Origin of the sequence: Xanthomonas sp. D-36-1 (assembly GCF_017746155.1) — a bacterium.
Lineage (GTDB): Bacteria > Pseudomonadota > Gammaproteobacteria > Xanthomonadales > Xanthomonadaceae > Xanthomonas > Xanthomonas cissicola.
In genome coordinates, this window is sequence record NZ_JAGHWR010000001.1 from 14,418 (window position 1) to 34,939 (window position 20,522).

16 protein-coding genes and 1 pseudogene are annotated in these 20,522 nt (G+C 66.5%); 6 read left to right on the plus strand and 11 right to left on the minus strand.

What is annotated here, in order from left to right:
- Window positions 1-47: 47 nt before the first annotated feature.
- The 9 genes from J7367_RS00050 to J7367_RS00090 all read right to left on the minus strand — a co-directional run bounded on the left by J7367_RS00050 (window position 48) and on the right by J7367_RS00090 (window position 11,536).
- The gene (locus J7367_RS00050) at window positions 48-1,913 is read right to left on the minus strand and encodes a DUF885 family protein (protein WP_057661279.1); all 1,866 of its coding nucleotides are present in this window, start codon (window positions 1,911-1,913) and stop codon (window positions 48-50) included.
- Window positions 1,910-3,727 (minus strand): DUF885 family protein, encoded by a 1,818-nt coding sequence (locus J7367_RS00055; protein WP_057661261.1) that lies wholly within the window; start codon window positions 3,725-3,727, stop codon window positions 1,910-1,912. The genes J7367_RS00050 and J7367_RS00055 overlap by 4 nt, the downstream gene beginning before the upstream one ends.
- Window positions 3,728-3,844: 117 nt before the next feature.
- Window positions 3,845-5,044 (minus strand): Xaa-Pro peptidase family protein, encoded by a 1,200-nt coding sequence (locus J7367_RS00060; RefSeq protein WP_057661259.1) that lies wholly within the window; start codon window positions 5,042-5,044, stop codon window positions 3,845-3,847.
- Window positions 5,041-6,657, minus strand: a complete 1,617-nt coding sequence (locus J7367_RS00065; protein WP_057661257.1) for an aldehyde dehydrogenase family protein — start codon at window positions 6,655-6,657, stop codon at window positions 5,041-5,043. The genes J7367_RS00060 and J7367_RS00065 overlap by 4 nt, the downstream gene beginning before the upstream one ends.
- Before the next feature lie 210 nt (window positions 6,658-6,867).
- The gene (locus tag J7367_RS00070; RefSeq protein WP_057661254.1) at window positions 6,868-7,776 is read right to left on the minus strand and encodes a dihydrodipicolinate synthase family protein; all 909 of its coding nucleotides are present in this window, start codon (window positions 7,774-7,776) and stop codon (window positions 6,868-6,870) included.
- Window positions 7,773-9,086 (minus strand): FAD/NAD(P)-binding oxidoreductase, encoded by a 1,314-nt coding sequence (locus J7367_RS00075; protein WP_057661252.1) that lies wholly within the window; start codon window positions 9,084-9,086, stop codon window positions 7,773-7,775. The genes J7367_RS00070 and J7367_RS00075 overlap by 4 nt, the downstream gene beginning before the upstream one ends.
- On the minus strand, window positions 9,079-9,324 hold the full coding sequence (locus tag J7367_RS00080) for a 2Fe-2S iron-sulfur cluster-binding protein (protein WP_057661250.1): 246 nt from the start codon (window positions 9,322-9,324) through the stop codon (window positions 9,079-9,081). Before J7367_RS00080 ends, J7367_RS00075 begins: the two co-directional genes overlap by 8 nt.
- Window positions 9,321-10,598 carry an FAD-dependent oxidoreductase gene (locus J7367_RS00085; protein ID WP_057661248.1) on the minus strand — a complete coding sequence of 426 codons (1,278 nt, stop codon included), beginning with the start codon at window positions 10,596-10,598 and terminating at the stop codon, window positions 9,321-9,323. The genes J7367_RS00080 and J7367_RS00085 overlap by 4 nt, the downstream gene beginning before the upstream one ends.
- Window positions 10,598-11,536, minus strand: coding sequence for a proline racemase family protein (locus tag J7367_RS00090; protein ID WP_057661246.1), 939 nt, complete (start codon window positions 11,534-11,536; stop codon window positions 10,598-10,600). Before J7367_RS00090 ends, J7367_RS00085 begins: the two co-directional genes overlap by 1 nt.
- Before the next feature lie 160 nt (window positions 11,537-11,696).
- Between J7367_RS00090 and J7367_RS00095 the strand changes: the two genes are divergently transcribed.
- The 4 genes from J7367_RS00095 (at window position 11,697) to J7367_RS00110 (ending at window position 15,966) form a co-directional block, all read left to right on the plus strand.
- Window positions 11,697-12,413 (plus strand): AraC family transcriptional regulator, encoded by a 717-nt coding sequence (locus J7367_RS00095; RefSeq protein ID WP_007965956.1) that lies wholly within the window; start codon window positions 11,697-11,699, stop codon window positions 12,411-12,413.
- 205 nt (window positions 12,414-12,618) lie between these two features.
- Complete coding sequence (gene ftsY / locus J7367_RS00100) at window positions 12,619-14,247, plus strand: signal recognition particle-docking protein FtsY (RefSeq protein ID WP_057661244.1); 1,629 nt, start codon at window positions 12,619-12,621, stop codon at window positions 14,245-14,247.
- 346 nt (window positions 14,248-14,593) lie between these two features.
- Window positions 14,594-15,667, plus strand: coding sequence for an A/G-specific adenine glycosylase (gene mutY / locus J7367_RS00105; RefSeq protein WP_057661242.1), 1,074 nt, complete (start codon window positions 14,594-14,596; stop codon window positions 15,665-15,667).
- 23 nt (window positions 15,668-15,690) lie between these two features.
- Entirely contained in the window at window positions 15,691-15,966 is a 276-nt protein-coding gene (locus J7367_RS00110) for an oxidative damage protection protein (RefSeq protein WP_008571381.1), read from the plus strand.
- A gap of 375 nt (window positions 15,967-16,341) precedes the next feature.
- On the opposite strand, the gene J7367_RS00115 is transcribed toward J7367_RS00110, so the two are convergent.
- Window positions 16,342-17,964 (minus strand): hybrid sensor histidine kinase/response regulator, encoded by a 1,623-nt coding sequence (locus tag J7367_RS00115; protein ID WP_057661240.1) that lies wholly within the window; start codon window positions 17,962-17,964, stop codon window positions 16,342-16,344.
- A gap of 331 nt (window positions 17,965-18,295) precedes the next feature.
- Window positions 18,296-18,879, minus strand: a pseudogene (locus J7367_RS00120) (hypothetical protein).
- Between the two features lie 307 nt (window positions 18,880-19,186).
- Here J7367_RS00120 and J7367_RS00125 point away from each other — a divergent pair.
- The gene (locus tag J7367_RS00125; RefSeq protein ID WP_005914053.1) at window positions 19,187-19,387 is read left to right on the plus strand and encodes a KGG domain-containing protein; all 201 of its coding nucleotides are present in this window, start codon (window positions 19,187-19,189) and stop codon (window positions 19,385-19,387) included.
- 237 nt (window positions 19,388-19,624) lie between these two features.
- Complete coding sequence (cho, locus tag J7367_RS00130; RefSeq protein WP_081027798.1) at window positions 19,625-20,479, plus strand: excinuclease Cho; 855 nt, start codon at window positions 19,625-19,627, stop codon at window positions 20,477-20,479.
- The last annotated feature ends 43 nt before the right edge of the window (window positions 20,480-20,522 follow it).

The following is a 20,522-nucleotide window of genomic DNA, read 5'->3' on the forward strand; positions in this document are numbered from 1 at the left end:
TGGAAAGCGCGGTTACTGCACTTAAGGCCTTCACGTGCGCGCACGTGTCAGTCGCTGGCGGAGGCCTTCGCCTCTGCCGATTCCCCTGCCTGGTCATCCTGTGGGTACGGCGACACGCCGCCATCGGTGATGAAGCGGTCGATGCGCGCTTCCAGCACCGGCAATGGCACCGAGCCGGTCTGCAGCACCGCATCGTGGAAGTTGCGCAGGTCGAACTTTTCGCCCAGCGCGGCTTCTGCCTTGTGGCGTAGCTCCAGTATTTTCAGCTCGCCCAGGTAGTACGACAGCGCCTGCCCCGGCCAGGCGATATAGCGGTCCACCTCGGTGGTGACCTCGTGCTCGCTTAGCGCAGTATTGTCGCGCAGGTAGGCCTGCGCCTGCTCGCGCGTCCAGCCCTTGTGGTGGATGCCGGTATCGATCACCAGGCGGCAGGCGCGCCACATCTGGTAGGTCAGGTAGCCGAAACGGTCATAGGGCGTGTCGTACATGCCCATCTCCTGACCCAGATACTCCGAATACAGCGCCCAACCTTCACCGTAGGCGGAGATGAAGCCGTAACGGCGGAACGCCGGCAAGCCTTGCGCCTCTGCCGCGAGCGGCATCTGCAGTGCGTGGCCGGGCGAGGATTCGTGCAAGGTCAGCGCGGTCAGGTTGTACAGCGGCCGCGACGGCAGGTTGTAGGTGTTGACCAGATAGATGCCCGGCCCACCGCGACCACCGGTGTAAAACGGCGCCAGCTCCGGCGGCACCGGTTCGATGGCGAAGCGACGGCGCGGCAGCCGGCCGATGTAATCGCCCACATTGGCGTCCACGCGCTTGGCGATCCACGCCGCCTGCTTGAGCAACTCTTCCGGCGTCCTGGCGTAGAACTGCGGGTCGGTACGCAGGAAATGCAGAAACGCCGGGAACACTGCCTGCCCGGCCGGCGGCTTGAAGCCGCTGGCCGCGATGGTCTGGTCCATCTGCGTGCGCAGCTTGGCCACCTCCTGCAAGCCGATCTGATGGATCTGATCCGGGCTCAAGTCCAGCGTGGTGAACTCACGAATCTGCGCACGGTAATACGCCTGCCCGTCCGGCAATGCCTCGCCGGCCAGCGTGGTGCGCGCGCGCGGCTGGTAGTCATTGCGGATGAAGTCCAGCAGCCTGGCGTACGCCGGCACCACCTGCGTATCGATGGCCTTGACTGCCTGCTGGCGCAGTTGCGCCTGCACATCGGCAGGCAGCGTCGCCGGCATTTGCTTGAACGGCGCGTAGAACGGGTTGGCCTCGCCTTTGGCCTGCGCCACGTCGGCGATGGATTGGTCGCGCCCGGTCATCGTGACCCGCGGCTGGGTGAAACCGCGCGCCAGCCCGGCGCGCATATTGTCGGTGTGCTCGGCGAAATAGCGCGGGATGTCAGCCAGCATCTTGAGATAACGCTGGTAATCCTCGCGCGTGCGCAGCGTGGCCTCGGCGCTGAAGCCCAGATCGCTCCAGAACGCCGAGTCGCTGTTGAACGGCATTTCCCAGGCGCGAAAGCGCTGCTGGTCCAGCAATACCTGCAACTGTTGCCGGTACACCTGGTAGCTCACCTGATCTTCGGCCGACAACTGCGCCTGCGGGATGGCATCCAGTTCCTTCAACACCTGTTGCCAATACGCCGTGCGCTGGTTCTGCGTCGCGACATCGACCTTGGGCAGATGGTCGGCCTGTTGCTCCTGCGTGGCCTGGTTGTCTTCATCCACCGCGCCCGACGCCTGCGCCTGGCGCCAGCGCCACTCGCGCGTGTACAAGGCCTTGAAGCGTGCGGCCGCGGTATTCTGCGTGGCCACAGCAGCGACCTCGGCTGCGTGCACGGGCAAGGCCAGGCCGCCCAGGCTGGCTGCAATCAACACGGTCAATGTGCTCGCGCGTAACGCGCTGATGGTGCTCATCGACGTGCCTCCGGCGCCGCCTTGGCCTGCGCGATCCACTGCCGCACGCGTCGCTGCAAGAGTGCCAGCGGCATCGCGCCGCCGCCCAGCACCGCATCGTGGAAGGCGCGCACATCGAAGCGATCACCGAGTTCTTTCTCGGCTTCCGCACGCAACGCCAGGATCTGCAGCTGGCCGAGCTTGTACCCCAGCGCCTGGCCCGGCCAGACGATGTAGCGATCGGTTTCGGACTGGATGCTGGGCTCGTCGTCGGATGGATGTGCGTGGAAGAAATCCACCATCTGCTGGCGATTCCAGTGCTTGTAGTGCACGCCGGTGTCGAGCACCAACCGGTTGGCGCGCAGCAATTCGCCGGACAGGCGCCCATAGTCGTTATACGGGTCCTTGAAGAAACCGATCTCCTTGCCCAGGCGCTCGGCATACAGCGCCCAACCTTCGATATAGGCGTTGTAGCCGGCCTGCTGGCGGAACGGCGGCAGCGGCAATGTCTGCGCGAGCGAAATCTGCAGGTGATGCCCGGGCACGCCTTCGTGATAGGCGGTGGTTTCGATATTGATCAACGTGCGGCTGGCGAAGTCGCTGGTGTTGACCTTCACGATCGCCGGCTTGGTGCCTTCCGGATTGCTCTGCCAGTATTCGGCGCCCGGTGCGGTCCGCCGGAACGCCGGCATCGCCTGCACTTCCAGCGGGGTCTTGGGCAGATGGCCGAACAACTTCGGCAGCTCCAGTTCCATCGCTGCGATGTACTGGCGGTACTGCTGCAAGATCTGCTCGCCCGAGGTGGCGAAGTGACGCTTGTCGGTCTCCACGGCCTTGCGGAAGCTCGCCAGATCGGCAAAACCCTGCGCCTTGGCGATCTGCGTCATCTCGCCTTCGATGCGCGCCACTTCCTTCAGGCCGATCTGGTGGATTTCTTCCGGCGCCATGTCGGTGGTGGTCTGGGTATGGATGGCATAGCGATAACGGCGCTCGCCATCGGGCAGCGACCAGACGCCTTCCTGCGTGCGTCCCTGCGCGGCATATTCGTCGCGGACGAACGCGGCCAGCTTTCCGTAAGCCGGGCGCACCTGTTGGTCGATCGCTGCGAACAGCTGTTTGCGCAGCACATCGCGTTGGTCGGCCGGTACGGCGGCGTCGAGCTTTTTCAATGGCGAGGCGAACGGGCTCTGCTCGCCGGTCAAGGCCGCAATCTTGTCGATCTGCTCGGGCAAGCGCTCCAGCAGATAACGCGGCTGTGTGAGGCCGTCCTTCGCGCCCTGACGCGACACCGCGATCACCTGGTCGATCACCGTCGGAATCGTCTGTAGCCGCTTGATGTAGTCCTGGTAATCCTTGGCGTTTTCGAACGGAAAGGCATCGCCGTACCCGGCCAACGCCAACTGTATGCCGCCGATCGGCTCCAGCGGCATTGCATAGGTCTTCAGGTCGATGCCTTCCAGTTTGTCGCGCAACTGGCCCAGCATCATCTGCAGGCTGAGCTGGCGTTGCTCGTCCAGCGTCCTGGCATCCACCGCTTCGAACTGCTTGAGCAGGTCGGCCGTTGCGGCGCGCTCTGCTTGCACGGCCGCCAGCGAGTAATCGCTCCAGCGGTCGTTGTAGCGCTTGTCGCCGATGATGCTGGCGAACTCCGGGTTGTGCTGCAGCTGGGACTGCCACTGCTTGTCCAGCAGCGCATCGAAGGCCTTGGCAGCCTGCGCGCCGGTCGAGGCGGAGCCAGGCGTTGCCGCCTGCTCGGCTGCGGGCGGCGCCGGCTTGCAGGCGGTGAACAAGGCGGCGGCGAGTAGACCGATGGCGACGGGACGCAGGTGTTTCATGCATTCACTCCAAGATGCAAGGACAGCGGTAGGAGCGCGCCTGAGCGCGAATGGCTTTACTCGGGAATGCCCGTCGCGCCCGGATGCGCTCCTACGCGCGCGTGAGCCTTCGCAGACTCACGCAAACGGTTGATCGATCGCCACCGACGGCGGCGTGAACCACTGCGCACCATCGTCGGTCACGTAGAAATGGTCTTCCAGGCGCACGCCGAACTGCTCCGGCACCACGATCATCGGCTCGTTGCTGGCACACATGCCCGGCTGCAGCGGCAGCGCATTGCCGCGCACCAGGTAAGGCGCCTCGTGAATGGCCAGGCCGCAACCGTGACCGGTGCGATGCGGCAACCCGGGCAGCCGATAGTCGGGCCCGAGCCCGGCTGCTTCCAGCACCTTGCGTGCAGCCTGATCCACCGCCTCGCATGCCACGCCCGGGCGGATCGCTGCGAATGCAGCCGCCTGCGCGGCCTGCTCCAGGTCCCAGATGCGCTGCTGCGCGTTGTTGGCCGCACCATAGATCCAGGTGCGGGTGATGTCGGAGTGGTAGCCCTGCACGGTGCAGCCGGTGTCGATCAACACCAGTTCGCCTTCGCGCAGGTGCTGCACACCCGGGATGCCATGCGGAAACGCAGTGGCGTGACCGTACTGCACGATACAGAAGGTCGATCCGTTGTCGGCGCCCAGCGCGCGATGCGCCTCGTCGATGAAGCGCACCAGTTCATCGGTCCCGATCCCTTCGTGCGCGATACCGGCCGCCAGCCGCTGTACCAGCAAGGTCATATCGCAAGCCTGCTGCATCAATGCCAGCTCGGCCTTCGACTTGCACATGCGGCAGCCATCGATGATCGCGCCGGCATCACGAATCGCCTTGCCCAGATGCGCACGCAGACCGGTGTGCACGGCGAACGCGATGCCGGGGTCCAGCGCCAGGGCATGCGCATGGCGCTCATCCATGGCCTGTACCACCAGTGCGTACGGGTCGTCGTGCTCTTCCCACAGGTATTTGGTCGCCGGGATCTTCAGCACCGCATCCAGCGATCCTTCTTCGAACACGGGGCAGATCAACACCGGGTCGCCATCCAGCGTCAGCAGCAGTGCCACCAGACGCTCGCTCGCCCCCCACGGCACGCCGGTGAAATAGCGCAGCGACGTGCCGGCGCCGATCAACAGCGCATCCACGCCATGCGTACGCATGAGGCTGCGTGCACGCTCGATGCGGCGCTCGTATTCGTCCGCGGCGATCGGCGCGGCGCGTTGTGTCCACGGCGCGAGTTGCGTACGCGTTTGCTCCAGCGACAGCCCGCCGATCTGGCGATTCATGCCCCGGCTCCAAGATCGGCCGTGCTCCATTGCCCGTCGACCAAACGTGCCACGCCGCCCGGATTGCACTGGCGCAGTTCGGCCGGCAGCAGTGCATCGGGCACCGCGTCGTAACTGTGCAAGGCGGCAAAACGGCGGATGGCGCCGGGCATGCCCACTGCCGTGAAGCCCGGATGCCCGGTGCTCGGGAACGGGCCACCGTGGTTTTGCGCGGCGCTCACGGCCACGCCGGTCGGCATCTTGCTGTTGATCAAGCGCCCGACCCGCGCGCGCAGCACCGGGGCGATGGTCTGCCACGCGGCATCGTCGCGGCCGTCGGCCGCGCGGTACAACGTGCCGGTCAGGTTGCCTTCGAACGCAGCAGCCACCTGTGCCATCTGCGCCACATCGGCTGCGCGCACCAGCAGGCTCACAGGCCCGAAGGCTTCGACCTGCAGGGCGTGCGGGTTGGCGAGGAAGGCTTGTGCATCCACACTCAACAAGGTCGGCGCATAGCGGTAGCCATCCTCGCCGGTGTGCCCGCCGGCCAGCATGCCGGCGCCGGCGGCACGCAGGCTCGCCACACCACGTTGCACGCCTTCTACACCAGAGGCGGAGAACAGCACCATCGGCATGGCCGCTTCGAAATGCGCCTTGGTGGCCGCAACGAACGCATCGCCAGCCGCGCCATGCGGCACCACCACCACACCGGGATTGGTGCAGAACTGCCCGCTACCCAGCGTGCAGGAGGCGAAGAAGTCCTGCGCAAGCGCATCGCCGCGCTCGGCCAGCGCGCCCGGCAACAGGAAGACCGGGTTGACGCTGGAAAGTTCGGCATAAAACGGTACGCCCGCCGCGTCTGCGGCGGCCTTCAGTGCCAGCCCACCGGCACGGCTGCCAGTGAATGCGATCGCGCCCAGCCGCGCGTCGCCCGCCAATCGCAGGCCGATGGCATTGTCGAAGTGATACAGCAGTTGCACCGCCGCCGCAGGCAGACCGGCCGCGACCAAGGCCCGATGCGCGAGCTGCGCCATGCGCTGGCTGGTGGCCGGATGCAACGGATGCGCCTTGGCGATGACCGGGTTGCGCGCGGCAATCGCCGAGGCGAAATCGCTGCCGGCAATTGCATTGAACGCGAACGGAAAGTTGTTCGGGCCGAACACCAGCACCGGCTTGCCCAGCGGCGCCAGGTGCGAACGCAGATCGGCCGCGCTGTCGATGATGGGCTGGGTCCAGCTGTAGCTGCGCACGGCCCGTGCGGCCTGCCGCAGTTGGCCGCTGGTGCGCGGCAGTTCGTTACCGCGCAAGCGTGTGGGCGCCGGTAACGCCGTCTCGGCATGCGCCAGCGCGACCAGGGTATCGGCATCGGCATCCAGCGCATCGGCATAGCCTTCCAGAAAGGCCGCGATCCGCTCCACCGGTGCGGCCGCCAACTCCGCCGCCACTGCCTGCGCCGCAACCACGGCCGCTTCCACATCGTCCGCGCCACTGACCGGAAAGTAGGGCCCGATCGGTTCGCCGGTGGCCGGGTCGGCAGCACGGAAGCTGCCGGTGGCGGCGCGGCTGGCTTGCCATCGGCCTGCCAGCAGGATCTCGGCTGCTGCCGCGGAAATGGAGTGGTTCGTATCGTTCATTGCGGCACCTTCGGTGACAGGGAGTCAGGGCCTGCGCTCGGTGCGCTGGCGGCCGACCAGAAAGACGATGAGGATGCGGCACTGGATGCCACATCCGCATCGGCCGACGCATCGCCCCGCGCGCAGGCACGGCGCATGGCACGAACCCGCACGACTCGCACCCTGCGCTCACCCGCAGGCGCAACAGACGATGGCAGCATCATGGCGCCATCAAGCCAACTTGGGCGCGGTGGCGATGGCATGGTAGATGACCTTCAACGCGGCATCGCGCTCGGCGCCGGCCACCACCAGGCGCGGCGCACGCACCTGCTCGCTGCCCATGCCTACCTTGGCCTGCACCAGTTTGATCAGCTGCACGAAGGTGGGCACCGTATCCAGGCGCAGCAGCGGCAGGAACCAGTGGTAAAGCTCCCTGGCGGCGGGGTAACCGCCATCGCGGGCGAGTTCGAACAGGCGTACCGATTCTTTCGGATATGCATTGACCAGGCCGGCGATCCAGCCCTTGGCGCCCATGCTCAGGCCCTCGACGATGGCATCGTCCATGCCCACCAGCAGCGCCAGGCGATCGCCCAGCAATTCCTGCAGCGCAGCGAAGCGGCGCACGTCGCCGGAGGATTCCTTCACTGCCTGCAGGTTCGGGAATTCGGCGGCCAGCTCGGCGATCTGCGCCGGGCCGAAATCGGTCTTGTAGGCGACCGGGTTGTTGTACAGGATTACCGGCAGATCGGTTGCGCCGATCACCGCGCGCACATGCGCGCCCATCTCGCGCCAGTCGGTGGAATACACGTACGGCGGCAGCACCATCAAGCCGCCGCAGCCGATGTCCTTGGCCGCCTTGGCCAGCGCGACCGCTTCGCCGGTGGCCAGGCTGGCGATGCCCGGCACCACCGGCACACGGCCGTTCAAGGCGGTGACCAGCGTGCGCAGGATCGCCAGCTTGTCTTCCACGCTCAAGGTCGCGGCCTCACCCAACGACCCCAGCGGCACGATCGCGGTGCAACCGGCATCCACCAGTTGATTGGCGTGCTTGCCGAGGAAGTCGTGGTCGATGTCGCCGTTGGCGGTGAACGGAGTGGTGATGGCCGGCAGCACGCCGTGCCAGAACGCAGCATTGCTCATGGATGTTTCCCTTGCGAGTCGGAAGTGAACGAGTCGGCCAGCGCCGCGAGGCGGACCGGGAACAACGGCGGCCGGCGGCCGGCGTCGGTGGAAAGATCGGGCGGGCAACGCCCCAGTTCGGCCAGCGCAGCGCCGCAGATGCGGCCCTGGCAGGCGCCCATGCCGCAGCGCGAGACGAGCTTGGCGTCGCGTGCATCGTTGAAGCTGTCCAGGGCGGCCAGCGGTACGTCTTCGCAGCGGCAGATCAACGTGTCCGCCTGCGCCAGCGTGCGGATACGCGGATCAAGCGCGAAGTGCTGCTGCAGCAGATCGGCAAACGCACGCGCGGCGTGACGGCGTGGCTGCAGACGCAGCGCCGCCTCCGGTGCATCGGCCGCCATGTGTCCGGCCATCGCCCCTTCGATCAATGCGCAGTCGCGCCCGCCGATGCCGCAGACTTCGCCGGCGGCAAAGATCTGGTTAACGCTGGTACGCAACAGCGCATCCACCTGCACCTGCTGGTGCGCGCCACAGGCTTGCAGCTGGCAACCCAGCAATTGCGCAAGCTCGGTGTTGGGCACCAGGCCATAGCCCACCGCCAGTTGATCGCAGGCAAGACGCGTGCGGCCGCCGGGCCCGGCGAGTTCCACTTCGCGCAGCTGCGTGTCGCCATGCGCGGCGATCACCATGCTGCCGGCGCGATATGCCACTGCACGCAACTGCAGGCGCAAGGCCACCGCCTGCGCGGCCTTGCCCGGCCAGCGCCACAACTGCAGTGCGAACTGGCGCAAGGCGGCCGGCGAGGTTTGTTCAAGAATGCCGAGCACGCACGCGCCATGTCGTTGCAACGTGGCTGCACTGGCCAGCAACAACGGGCCACTGCCGGCCACCAGCACGCGCTTGCCGGCCAGCGGCCAGCCCTGCTTGGCCAGCGCCTGCGCCGCGCCGGCACCGGTGACACCGGGCAGGGTCCAGCCCGGAAATGGCAGCAGCAATTCGCGCGCGCCGGTGGTCAGCACCAGGGCGGCGTAATGCAGTTGCAGCGTGCCATCGGGCCCGTCGGCCAGCAGCCAGCCCGGTTGCGCCAGCAGGATCTGCGTGCGCGTCAGCACGGTGATCGATGCATTGCCCGCCACCTGCTGCCGCAATGCGCGCGCATCGGCCGGCGCGCCGTGTTGCACATCGGCGCGCCACACCTGACCGCCGGTACGTGGCTGCATGTCGACCACGCCCACGCGCACGCCTTGGCTGGCCGCCGCCTGCGCCGCCGCCAGCCCGGCCGGGCCGGCGCCGATCACCAACACATCGAAATGCAGCACGCGCTCAGCCATCGGTGCGCACCTGCATGCCATCGCATGCGTCCACCAGGCAGGCGCGTTGCTGTCCCACGCCATCGATGCGCACGCGGCATTCGAAACACACGCCCATGCCGCACAGGGCCGCGCGCGCTTGCCCACTGCTCGATTGCCGAAACTGCAAGGTCGCCTGCGCCACTGCCGCCGCCACGCTGGCACCGGCCGGCACCTCGACCATGCGCCCGTCCACGTGCAGACGCACCGTCGCGCTCATGCGGGCGCTCCTTGCGCGGCACGCGCCGGTGCGTAGGGCGCCGGGTCGATGGCCGGGGTGCGCCCGAGCAGGCTGTCCACGATCACCCGTGCGCTCCCCAGCGCCGTGGTGACCCCAAGCCCCTCGTGACCGGCGGCAACCCACACATCGCGCCGGCCGGGCACCATCCCCAAATACGGGCGCCCGTCCGGCGTGGCCGGACGCAAACCGGTCCACACGCGGATCGCCTGCAGTTCGCGCAGCACCGGCAGGTACGCGAAGGCGCGCTGCAGCATCTGCTGCAGCACCGGCATCGACAATGCGCGGTCGTGCTCGCCGAACTGGCGCGAGGAGCCGATCAGAATCTGCCCGGTGGGCCGCGGCTGCACATTGAAGGCCACGCTGGTGTCGTCGGCCCCATGCGCCGAATCCGCATAGCCCAGTTCCAGCAGCTGATGCCGGATCAGCCCCGGGTGCCGGTCGGTAATCACCAAATGGCCCTTGCGCGGGCGCAGTGCCAGCTCGGGCAGCAACTGCGGCAAGGCCACACCGCTGGCCACCAGCACCGGCCCGGCGAGCGTCTGCCCATCGTCCAGACGCACCGCATGCTCCTGCAGCTGCACCACGCGGCGGCCGGCGAACAAGCGCGCACCGGACGTGCATGCGGCGCCCACCAAGTGCCGCGCGACCCGCGGCGGATACACCACGGCTTCATCGGGCACGCGCATACCGCCAGCCAGCCCGGGCACCAGCTGTGGCTCCAGCGCATACAGCTGCGCGGCATCGATCGCTTCGGCATGCAGGCCGGCCGTTGCCAGGCGCGCGATCTTGGCAGGCACCGCCGCCAGTTCGCGCGCATCGCGGGCCACCCACAGCGTGCCGCAGCGGCTGAATTCGGCTTCGCTGAGCGTGGCGAAGCGCTCCCACAGGCGCAGCGAATACGCCGACAACGCCAGCTCGGCCGGGTCGTCGTCCATCGCCACCAAGTGCCCCATCGCCGCCGCGGTGGAGCCGCCGCCGATCGGTCCCGGCTCGACGATCGCCACGCGAAGGCCCTCGCCCGCCACCGCTTCCGCGCACGCGGCGCCCACAATGCCGGCGCCGATCACGATCAGGTCGTAACTGCGTCGCGTGCCTGCGGCAGACGCGGCGGACCCGGATTCGGTCACCGCATCCAAGCCAGGCGCCGACACCGACGCAGGCGTTGCAGCGGCTGTCCCTGTCATCGCAGCAGACACTGCTGCGCCAGACGGCGTGACCGACGCAAGCACCGGCGCGGGCCGCTGGGGTTCCATCAGGCCACGATGCCCCAGGCGAACGGGTCCGCCGGGTCGATCACCAATTGCGAGCGCGCAGTGATGAAGGCCTGCCCGCTGATGCGCGGCGCAATGCCGCGCCCGCTCAGCCGATAATTGCCTTCGAAGGCGCTGCCCAGGATGCCTTGCTGCACCCAGCGCTCGCCTTCGGCCAACTTGCCGTCCGCCGCCAGACACGCCAGCTTGGCGCTGGTCCCGGTGCCGCACGGCGAGCGGTCATAGGCCAGTCCCGGGCACAGCACGAAATTGCGCGCCACGCCGCTACCGTCGGGCGCAGCGCCGTTGACTTCGATATGGTCGATCTCGCCACCGGCCTCGCCCGTGATCCCGGCCGCTTCCAGGGCCAGCCGAATCGCCTCGGTATACGCGGTCAGCTCGCGCTGGTGCGCCAGGTCCAGCGCGCACGGCGCATGCTCGGTGATGAAAAACCAGTTGCCGCCCCAGGCCACGTCGCCGCACACCCGGCCATGCCCCGGCACCTCCACCTCAACCCCGCTGGCAAGGCGATAGCTCTCGACATTGTCCACCGACACCGTGCCGTCGTCGGCCAGCTCCACGCCCACCGTGCCGACCGGGGTCTCGATCCGGTGCTGGCCCGGCGCGATGCGTCCCAGTTCGGCCAGCGTGCGCACCACGCCAATCGTGCCGTGCCCGCACATGCCCAGGTAGCCGACGTTGTTGAAGAAGATCACCCCGGTGCAGGCGCTCGGATCGCGCGGCGGCAGCAACAAGGCGCCCACCATGGTGTCCGACCCACGCGGCTCGCAGGCGATGGCGCTGCGCCAGTGGTCGAATTCGCTGCGAAAGCGTTCGCGGCACTGCGCCAGATCGTCATCGCCCAGATCTGGAAAACCGGAAAGGACCACGCGGGTAGGCTCGCCCGCCGTGTGGGAGTCGATGACGTCGATGGTGTGCATGGCTCATGCTCCCACTGCCAACCCGCAGGCGACTAGCGTTCAATGCCAAGTGAAAATGCGGAAATCCGCACAATCACCCACGCGAATCACAACGACGCGTTTGCGCTAGGATCATTGCTGGGCTGCACCGTCGTGCAACCGTCTAATCGTGACCGATACCATGACCCTGATGGACCTCAACCTGCCCGCCCTGGAAATGCAGACGCTGTTCGATGCACTGCCGGATGTGGTGTTCTTCATCAAGGACAGCGAGGGCCGCTACACCCATTGCAACCTGACCCTGGTGCGCCGGTTGGGACGCAAGCTGCGCAGCGAGATCATCGGCCGCTCGCCGCTGGAAGTGTTCCCGTTGCCGCTGGGCGGCAGCTACATGATGCAGGACCGCCGCGTGCTGTGTGGCGAGCTCATCGACAACCAGCTCGAAGTGCATCTATACCCCAACCGCCTGCCGGGCTGGTGCCTGACCTTCAAACGCCCGCTGTGCGAGGCCAATGAGGTGATCGGTGTGGTCGGCATCTCGCGCGATCTGGGACAGCCCGACAGCCGTCATTCCGCCTACGAACGCTTGAGCCAGGTGATGGAACACATGCAGGCCAACTTCGGAGACAACCTGCGCGTGCAAAGCCTGGCCGACCTGGCCGGGCTGTCGGTGGCGCAGCTGGAACGTCACTTCCGCCGCGTGTTTCAGGTCACCCCGCAGCAATTGCTGACCAAGTTGCGCATCGAATCGGCGATGCGGCTGCTGTACGGCGACGACAGCATCGCCAGCATCGGGCAACGCTGCGGCTTCGCCGACCAGAGTGCCTTCGCGCGTCAGTTCAAGGCCACCGTCGGCATGACGCCGCGTGATTACCGCGCGCTCAAAGGTCAGTTATAAAGACACAACTTCGCGTTGACACATCGCTGGCAAAAATGCCGAATTCGGCAGGATTTGCCACGCGCTAGCGCCCCCAGCTGAGTCGCCATGCCGACGGCAGTGCGATGCATGGGAGACGCCCGGGCGCGGAGCTGCGCTAAAGGCGGCGTCAAGGTGTCAGGAGGCCCGGATGATAGACTTTCGGGTTTCCCCTACTGCGTTGCCAATGGCCAGCTTTTTTCGCCGTAACAAGCCAACCACGCCCGACAGCTCGCGTACCTCGCGCTACAGCCTGGAAGAACTGGCAGCCGCATTCCCCACCGCGCCGTCTGCCGCCCCCCCGGCATCGCCGGTCGAGGCGATGCCGAATGCCGAGCCAGAACGCGAGGCGGCCGCAACGCCGGTTGTCGCGCCTGTCACTCCTGCGCCGGCAGACGGCGAACCTGCAGCACCCGCGGCGCCGACACCGCCGCAGACCGCCGCCGCGCCAGCCGACCAGCTGGCGCAGGAGATCGCTGCACGCACTGGCCAGGCGCAGAGTATTGCCGCCGTCCCGAGCGCGCCCGCAGCTCCTGCGACGCCCGCGCCGACCGCATTGCAGGCACTGCCAGACCCCATACCCGCCAGCGCACCCAGCGCGCCGGTCGTGGTGCCGCCGCCGGTCGTGGCGCAGCCGCAGCCCGTCCCGACGCCGCCTCCTGCCGTGCCTGCACAGCCGGTGTCACCATCGCAAAGCGCAGCCCCTGCCGTGGTCGCCCCCCCGGTCGCCGCTCCGCCGGCCTCGACGCCTGCACCGGCTGCTGCAGCTCCAGCCGGCGCGCCGCCCATCAGTGCCGCGCCGACGGTCACCGCGCCGGCGGTTGTCAGCGCACCGCTGTCGAGCCCGCAGGACGACAGCATCGTCGGCCAGCGCGACGCCCTCCCCGCCGCGTCGGCGGGAAAACCCGGCTGGCGCGAGCGGCTGCGCAACAGCACCTTCGCTCGCAGCTTCGGCGGCCTGTTCTCGCGCAATCCCAAGCTCGATGACGACCTGCTCGACGAGATCGAAACCGCGTTGATCACCGCCGACGTCGGCATCGGCGCCACCACGGCGCTGATCGACGGCCTGCGCAAGCGGATGAAGTCGCGCGAATTCGTCGACGCCCAGGCGATGTTCAAGGCCTTGCGTGCCGATCTCATCGCGCTGCTGCAACCGGTCTCCAAACCGCTGGTGATCGACCGCTCGCTCAAACCGTTCGTGGTGCTCACCGTTGGCGTCAACGGCGTCGGCAAGACCACCACCATCGGCAAGCTCGCCAAGCGCTTCAAGGACGAAGGCAACAGCCTGATGCTCGCAGCCGGCGATACCTTCCGTGCTGCCGCCGTGGCGCAATTGCAGGCCTGGGGCGATCGCAATGGCGTGGCCGTGATCGCGCAGGGGCAAAACGCCGATGCCGCGTCGGTGGCGTTCGACGCGCTGCAGGCCGCCAAGGCGCGCGGCACCGATGTGTTGATCGCCGACACCGCCGGCCGCCTGCATACCCAGACCGGGCTGATGAACGAGCTCGGCAAGATCCGCCGCGTGCTCGGCAAGATCGATGCCGCCGCGCCGCACGAAGTCTTGATGGTCATCGACGGCACCACCGGCCAGAACGCCATCTCGCAGCTGCGCCAGTTCCACGCTGCCGTGGGCGTCACCGGCCTGGTCGTGACCAAGCTCGATGGCACTGCCAAGGGCGGCGTGGTGTTCGCGCTGGCGCGCGAGTTCAATATTCCGATCCGCTTTGCCGGGATCGGCGAGCGCCCGGAGGATCTGCGCGTCTTCGACCCGGTTGCCTTCGTCGACGCACTGTTGCCAGACGCGTTGGGCGGTTGATCGGGAGATGCCTGCCCGCATCTGCAACCGCTGCGCGCGCAGGCGCGACAGGCAGGTTGCAGCGTGCGGCAGGTGTCACGCGATTGGTCCCAGGCAAGACGCATACCGGAGTTTGCCCAGCCCTCGCCCGCAGCACTCAGAAAGCAATGTCGCGCCGAGGCATCAGTGGCCGACGCCCATGCGCCGGCAACACCGCAGTGACCTGGCGATGAAGGATGGTTCTGCGAACGGTGCCTGGCCGGAATGACGTTTCCGCTGCGGTGAATGGACGCGCCGCACAACGTACGCAGCAGATCCGCTTCGCGTCCCGCCACCCTCGCCTCGCCCTCCATCGCCAGCAGAGCTCATGCCAGCCGACCACGCCACTCCCTCCGCTGATGCCTTTGTCGACCGCCTGTTGCACTGGTTCGACGGCCACGGTCGCCATGATCTGCCCTGGCAGCATCCACGCGCGCCCTATCGGGTGTGGCTGTCGGAAATCATGCTGCAGCAGACCCAGGTCGCGGTGGTCATTCCGTATTTCCACACGTTCATGGCGCGCTTCCCTGCGCTGGCCGATCTGGCTGCGGCCGACAACGACACGGTGATGGCGCAGTGGGCCGGACTGGGCTACTACGCCCGCGCGCGCAATCTGCATGCCGCCGCCAAGCAATGCGTCGCGCTGCACGGCGGGCAATTGCCGCGCGACTTCGATGCACTGCTTGCGTTGCCGGGCATCGGCCGCAGCACGGCAGGCGCGATCCTGAGCCAGGCCTGGAACGATCGCTTCGCGATCATGGACGGCAACGTCAAACGCGTGCTCACGCGCTTCCACGGCATCGCCGGGTATCCGGGCCTGCCGGCGATCGAAAAACAGTTATGGCAACTCGCCATCACCCATGTTGCGCACGTCCCCGCTGGCCGCCTGGCCGACTACACCCAGGCGCAGATGGATTTCGGCGCCACGCTGTGCACGCGCGCCAAGCCCGCCTGCGTGCTGTGCCCGCTGCAGACCGATTGCATCGCACGCCGCAATGGCCTGGTCGACGCGTTGCCCACCCCCAAACCCGGCAAGCAGCTACCCGAACGCGAGGCCACTGCGCTGCTGCTGCACAATGCCGAGGGCCACATCCTGCTGCAGCGACGCCCGCCAACCGGCATCTGGGCCTCGCTGTGGACGCTGCCGCAGGCCGATACCGAAAGCGGCATGCGCGCCTGGTTTGCGGCGCATATCGACGGCAACTACGAGCGCGCCGACGAGATGCCGCCGATCGTGCACACCTTCAGCCATTACCGCCTGCATTTGCAGCCATTGCGCCTGCGCAAGGTCGCGCTACGTCCGGCGGTGCGCGACAATGAAGACCTACGCTGGGTAGCACCTGCCGATCTTGCATCGCTAGGCCTGCCGGCGCCGATCCGCAAGTTGCTCGACGCGTTGTAAGCGCGTCTTCCAAAGGAATCCGCATGTCCCGCACCGTGTTCTGCCACTACCAGCAAAGCGACGCCGAAGGCCTGGATTTCGTGCCGTATCCGGGCGAGCTCGGCCAGCGCATTTTCGCGCAGATCGGCAAGACCGCCTGGCAAGCGTGGCTGGCGCACCAGACCATGCTGATCAACGAAAACCGGCTGTCGCCACGCGACCCCAAGCACCGCGCCTTTCTCGAAGCCGAGCTGCAGAAGTTCCTGTTCGAGCGCAATGCCGACAAACCCGAAGGCTATGTGGCGCCGGTGGGTGACTGAGCGCGCGGATGTGGGATTGCGGAGTTGTGAGTTGCACCAGTCGTGGCAGCCTTTGCTGCATCCAATGCGTCTGAGAAGTCATGGGGTGGCTGCATCTGCCGAAGAGAGCGAGTGCCGGAACGGCCAGGCCCTTCACCGACGTGGCGTGGTGTTCCTGTCGCAAAACAAGCTGGGCGATCTGGCCCATATCCGGCGCGCAGGACGTGGATGATCTGGCGGGCGCGCCATGCGCCGAGCTTCGCGGGCCTCATGGTTGCCAGCTGCGCCCGATGCCTGCTGCTCCGGGCGCTGCGCTAGCGGGCTGCCGCAATCTTGAAGCGCAACGGCGGTTGCACCGCGATGCCTCAGCGGCATCGCAGTGGCGATCTGTCGGCCTCAGCCAACCCCGGTCGGCCCATCCAGCAGCATGCGGATGCGCTTGAGCAGTTCCTTCTGCGTGTAGGGTTTGTTGACCACATCGAACTCGGCGCCACCCACATCGGTGCGCTGGATGCTGGCATCGGCGTAGCCGGTGGTGAGCAGGATCTTGACCTTTGGCAGCATACGGCGCGCCTCACGGGCGAGCATCACCCCATTCATACCGCCGGGCATGATCAGGTCGGTGAATAGCGCATCCACGTCCGGGTTCTTCCCCAAGATCTCCATCGCCTCGCGTCCGCTGGACGCAGACAGGATGCGGTAACCGGCATTTTCCAGAAACATCCGCGCCACCACCGCCACATCCTGCTTGTCTTCCACCACCAGGATGGTTTCGTTGCCACCCTTGTCGATGGCGCGGCTCTTGGCTATCTGCAAATCGTTTTCGAATTCGCTGGAGGCGGGGAAATACAGTCGCACCGTGGTGCCTTCGCCCACCTCGCTGTAGATGCGTACGGTGCCGCCGGACTGCTTGACGAATCCATACACCATCGACAGGCCCAGGCCGGTGCCCTGCCCTTCCTCCTTGGTGGTGAAGAACGGTTCCATCACCCGGCCGACCACCTCCGGCGGCATGCCCGAGCCGGTGTCGGTCACGGCAATGCTGACGTAGCGGCCCGGTGCCAGCTGGTGGTACATCGCCAGATCGTGGCCGGTGATCTCCACGTTCTGGGTCTGCACCGTCACTTCCTTGCGTTCGGCCTGGGCCATCGCGTCGCGCGCATTGATCAACACGTTCAACAGCGCCACCTCTGCCTGGGTGGTGTCGATCTGGCAGTTCCACAGCCCTTCTTCCAGCGACTGGCGCAGAGTGACCCCGCCTCCCAGCGCGCGCTCGGCCATGTTGGTCATGCCGGCCACCAGTCCGTTGAGATTGACCACCCGCCCGCGTAATTTCTGCTTGCGCGAAAACGCCAGCAGCTGCTGGGTCAAGGTGGCCGCCTTGGCAGCCGCGGCCGCCGCGTGTTCGGCACTGAAGGCAATGCGCTCGGCACTACCGCCGCCGGCGCTGGCCATCATCTGGATCACTTCCAGATGTCCAGACATCACCTGCAGCAGATTGTTGAAATCGTGCGCGATGCCGCCGGTCAGCTGGCCCAGCGCTTCCATCTTCTGCGCCTGGCGCAGCGCATCTTCGGCATCGCGGCGCCGGCTCACATCCAGCTGCGAGCCGAAGAAATACACCAGGTTGCCCTTGTCGTCGAACACCGGCGAGATGAACAGCGCATTCCAGAACGAGGAGCCGTCCTTGCGGTAATTCAGCACCTCGGTGGCAAACTCGCTGCGGCTTTCGATGGATTCGCGCACATCGCTGATGCTGGCCGGATCGGTGTCCGGCCCCTGCAGGAAACGGCAGTTGTTGCCGATGACTTCGTCGGCGGCATAGCCGGTCATCTCCAGGAATGCGCGGTTGGCGAACACGATGGGATTATCCGGAAGGTGGGGGTCAGTCACCGTCATCGGCATGCGCGTGGTTTCCACTGCAGCAAAGAAGATGTCCGAGCGGCGCTTCTCGACGGGCAGGCTGCGAGATTCGCTGATGTGAGGCGCCCGCAGCTCTCCGTGACCGGGATCGTTCAAGTGATGTTCTCCGCGGGGCCATTCCCGTGGTCATAGTCTAGTTGGGTCCGGTGAGGCGATTCGTCACATCCATGAGCATTTCCCGTACGGCAGCGCCTGCCGCTGAACCCGTGCACTGCGACTGCAGCTGCGCACCCGAGTACGCCGGGTGTCGCTCCTCTCGTTTGGCGGCGTTCCCAGCCCGACGGCGCTGCGCCCATTGCGCTGACTCGGTGCGATACCGCCGGCTCGACCGGGACACCGGCGCGCCGCGCGCTGACACGTTCGCCGTGAACCCGGCACTACACGCAGAGCGGCGACGCGCGGGCGAATGAACGCACAGCTACGCCCATCACGGTGCAGGCGTATAGGCAGATAGCAGGACCGGCTTCCCCGGGTCGGCGGCACTTTCTGTGTGCTGGCTCAGGCGCAGCGCATCGGCATCGGGCGTGTCCTGGGTGTTCATTTCCCATACGTCGGTCACGCGCTTGTGGAACACGACAGCGCAGCGGTGGCGGTCGTAACGAAAGGTGATGCAGTCGGTCCAGTGTTGTCCGCACGCCACTCCGTTTTGCACAGTGAAATAGGCGCCCTTCGCGACCCGGCCCTGGGCGCTGTCCGGAAACGGATCGCACTGCCCGCCTTCGTCGGCTTTGAAGATCACCCGCGTGTTGCGCACGGCTTGGACAAACCCAACGTCCGCATTTGCAACCAGCGCCAGCACCAGCACCAGCACCAGCAAGGTACACGGCGGTGGCGCATGTCCATTGTCACGCAGCGTCTGTTCTGCGGATGCACGCAACGCAACCACGTCATCCAGCCGGCCATTTCCGTGAGATCTGCGCTAGCGACACCCATCACCGACGGTAGGTACGATTCGGCAGCGCCTGCGGGGAGCGCTGCGACGCCGGCTGGCATGGCGAGCGTCGCCGTCATTGCCAGCACTGTTGTCCACCATCCGCATGGTGCCGTCATCGCTGTGTCCTGGTCTGCGTCGAGGCTGCCTGCATCGTCGGCCGTCGCTGTCGCGCGCGTATGGTTGAGTCGACATACTGTCGAGCGTCTGCAGCATTGCTTCGCCACACCGCGTTTTTCGCCAGTGAAGATCGCTCGTCAAGCCCGCTTGCCGGCTCACGCCTAGCTGTCGAAACGCCCACGTCCGATTGATGCCTCCACCGCGATGCTGGCCTCGCACCACGGCGTCCAGTGGTGCATTCCCCAACTGACGAAACGAGAATCTGCAATGGCAAATCAGAACGACAACAAGGGTGGCACCAGCAACCGCGGCTTTGCTTCGATGGACGAAGACAAGCAGCGCGAAATCGCATCCAAGGGCGGTAAGGCGGCCCATGAAAGTGGCAATGCCCACGAGTTCACCTCGGAAGAAGCGCGCGAGGCCGGCAAGAAGGGCGGCCAGGCAAGCGGTGGCGGCAACAACCGCTGAGCTGCGCAACACTGCAGGTACCACGGCGCTTCCGGAAGAGCTGAAGCTCTTTCGGAAGCGCGTCCTTTTCAAGGATCATGCCGCGTCTCAGCTGATGCGACAGCACATCGGCATGCTGCCGCCCGATGACAACGATTTTACATGCACTCTCACACGCCACCGTGCATACAGCAGCACCGCGCCATCTGGGAGGTTGCGCACGAGTCGATGCGCTGACGCAGCAGACCAAGGTCCGCCGTGGCCCGCAGTGAACGCGTTCGCCGCGGGCTCGGCGCGGTCGAATACGCCTACCCCGACCATTTGCGCAGCACGCTCGCAACCTTGCCAACGACTGCCGGGGTGTATCTGTTCCACGGCAAGGACAGCGGACTCCCCTTGTACATCGGCAAGAGCATCAACCTGCGGATGCGGGTGATGGATCACTTCCGCACGCCACGCGAAGCCTCGTTATTGCGCCAGACCCGGCGCATCAGCGTGTTCGAAATGGCCGGCGATCTCGGTGCGCAGCTGCTGGAATCCCAGCTCATCAAATCGATGCGCCCGCTGTACAACCAGAAGCTGCGTCGCGTACCGCGTCAGTTTTCGATCCGCCTGTATTGCGGCGCCGTGTCCATCGTGCATTCAGCCGAGCGCGATCCGGCGGTAACACCATGGCTGTATGGGCTCTATTCCAGCCCACGCGCCGCCAAGGAAGCGTTGCGGCGGCTGGCCGATCGCGACCGCCTTTGCTACGGGCTGCTCGGCCTGGAACGCGCTACCGATGGCCGCCCGTGTTTCCGCGCCATGTTGAAGCGCTGTGCCGGTGCCTGCCATGGCGCCGAGTCGCTGGGCGACCACGAGACGCGTCTACGCGCTGCCCTCCAGCACCTGGAACAGGTCGTATGGCCGTTTCCTGGCGCGATCGCATGCATGGAAGAAGGTAAGCAATTGCGCCAGTTTCACGTGCTGCGCAACTGGCACTATCTGGGCAGCGCCACCTCGCTGGCCGCTGCCCGCAAACTGCAGTCCGCACCCGGCGACTTCGATCGCGATTGCTACCGGATTTTGCGCAAGGGCCTGCAAACGCATCTGCACAACGTGGTGTTGCTATAAGCACGACATGCGCGGGCGCGCCCACTTCGGCACTCGCAGTACG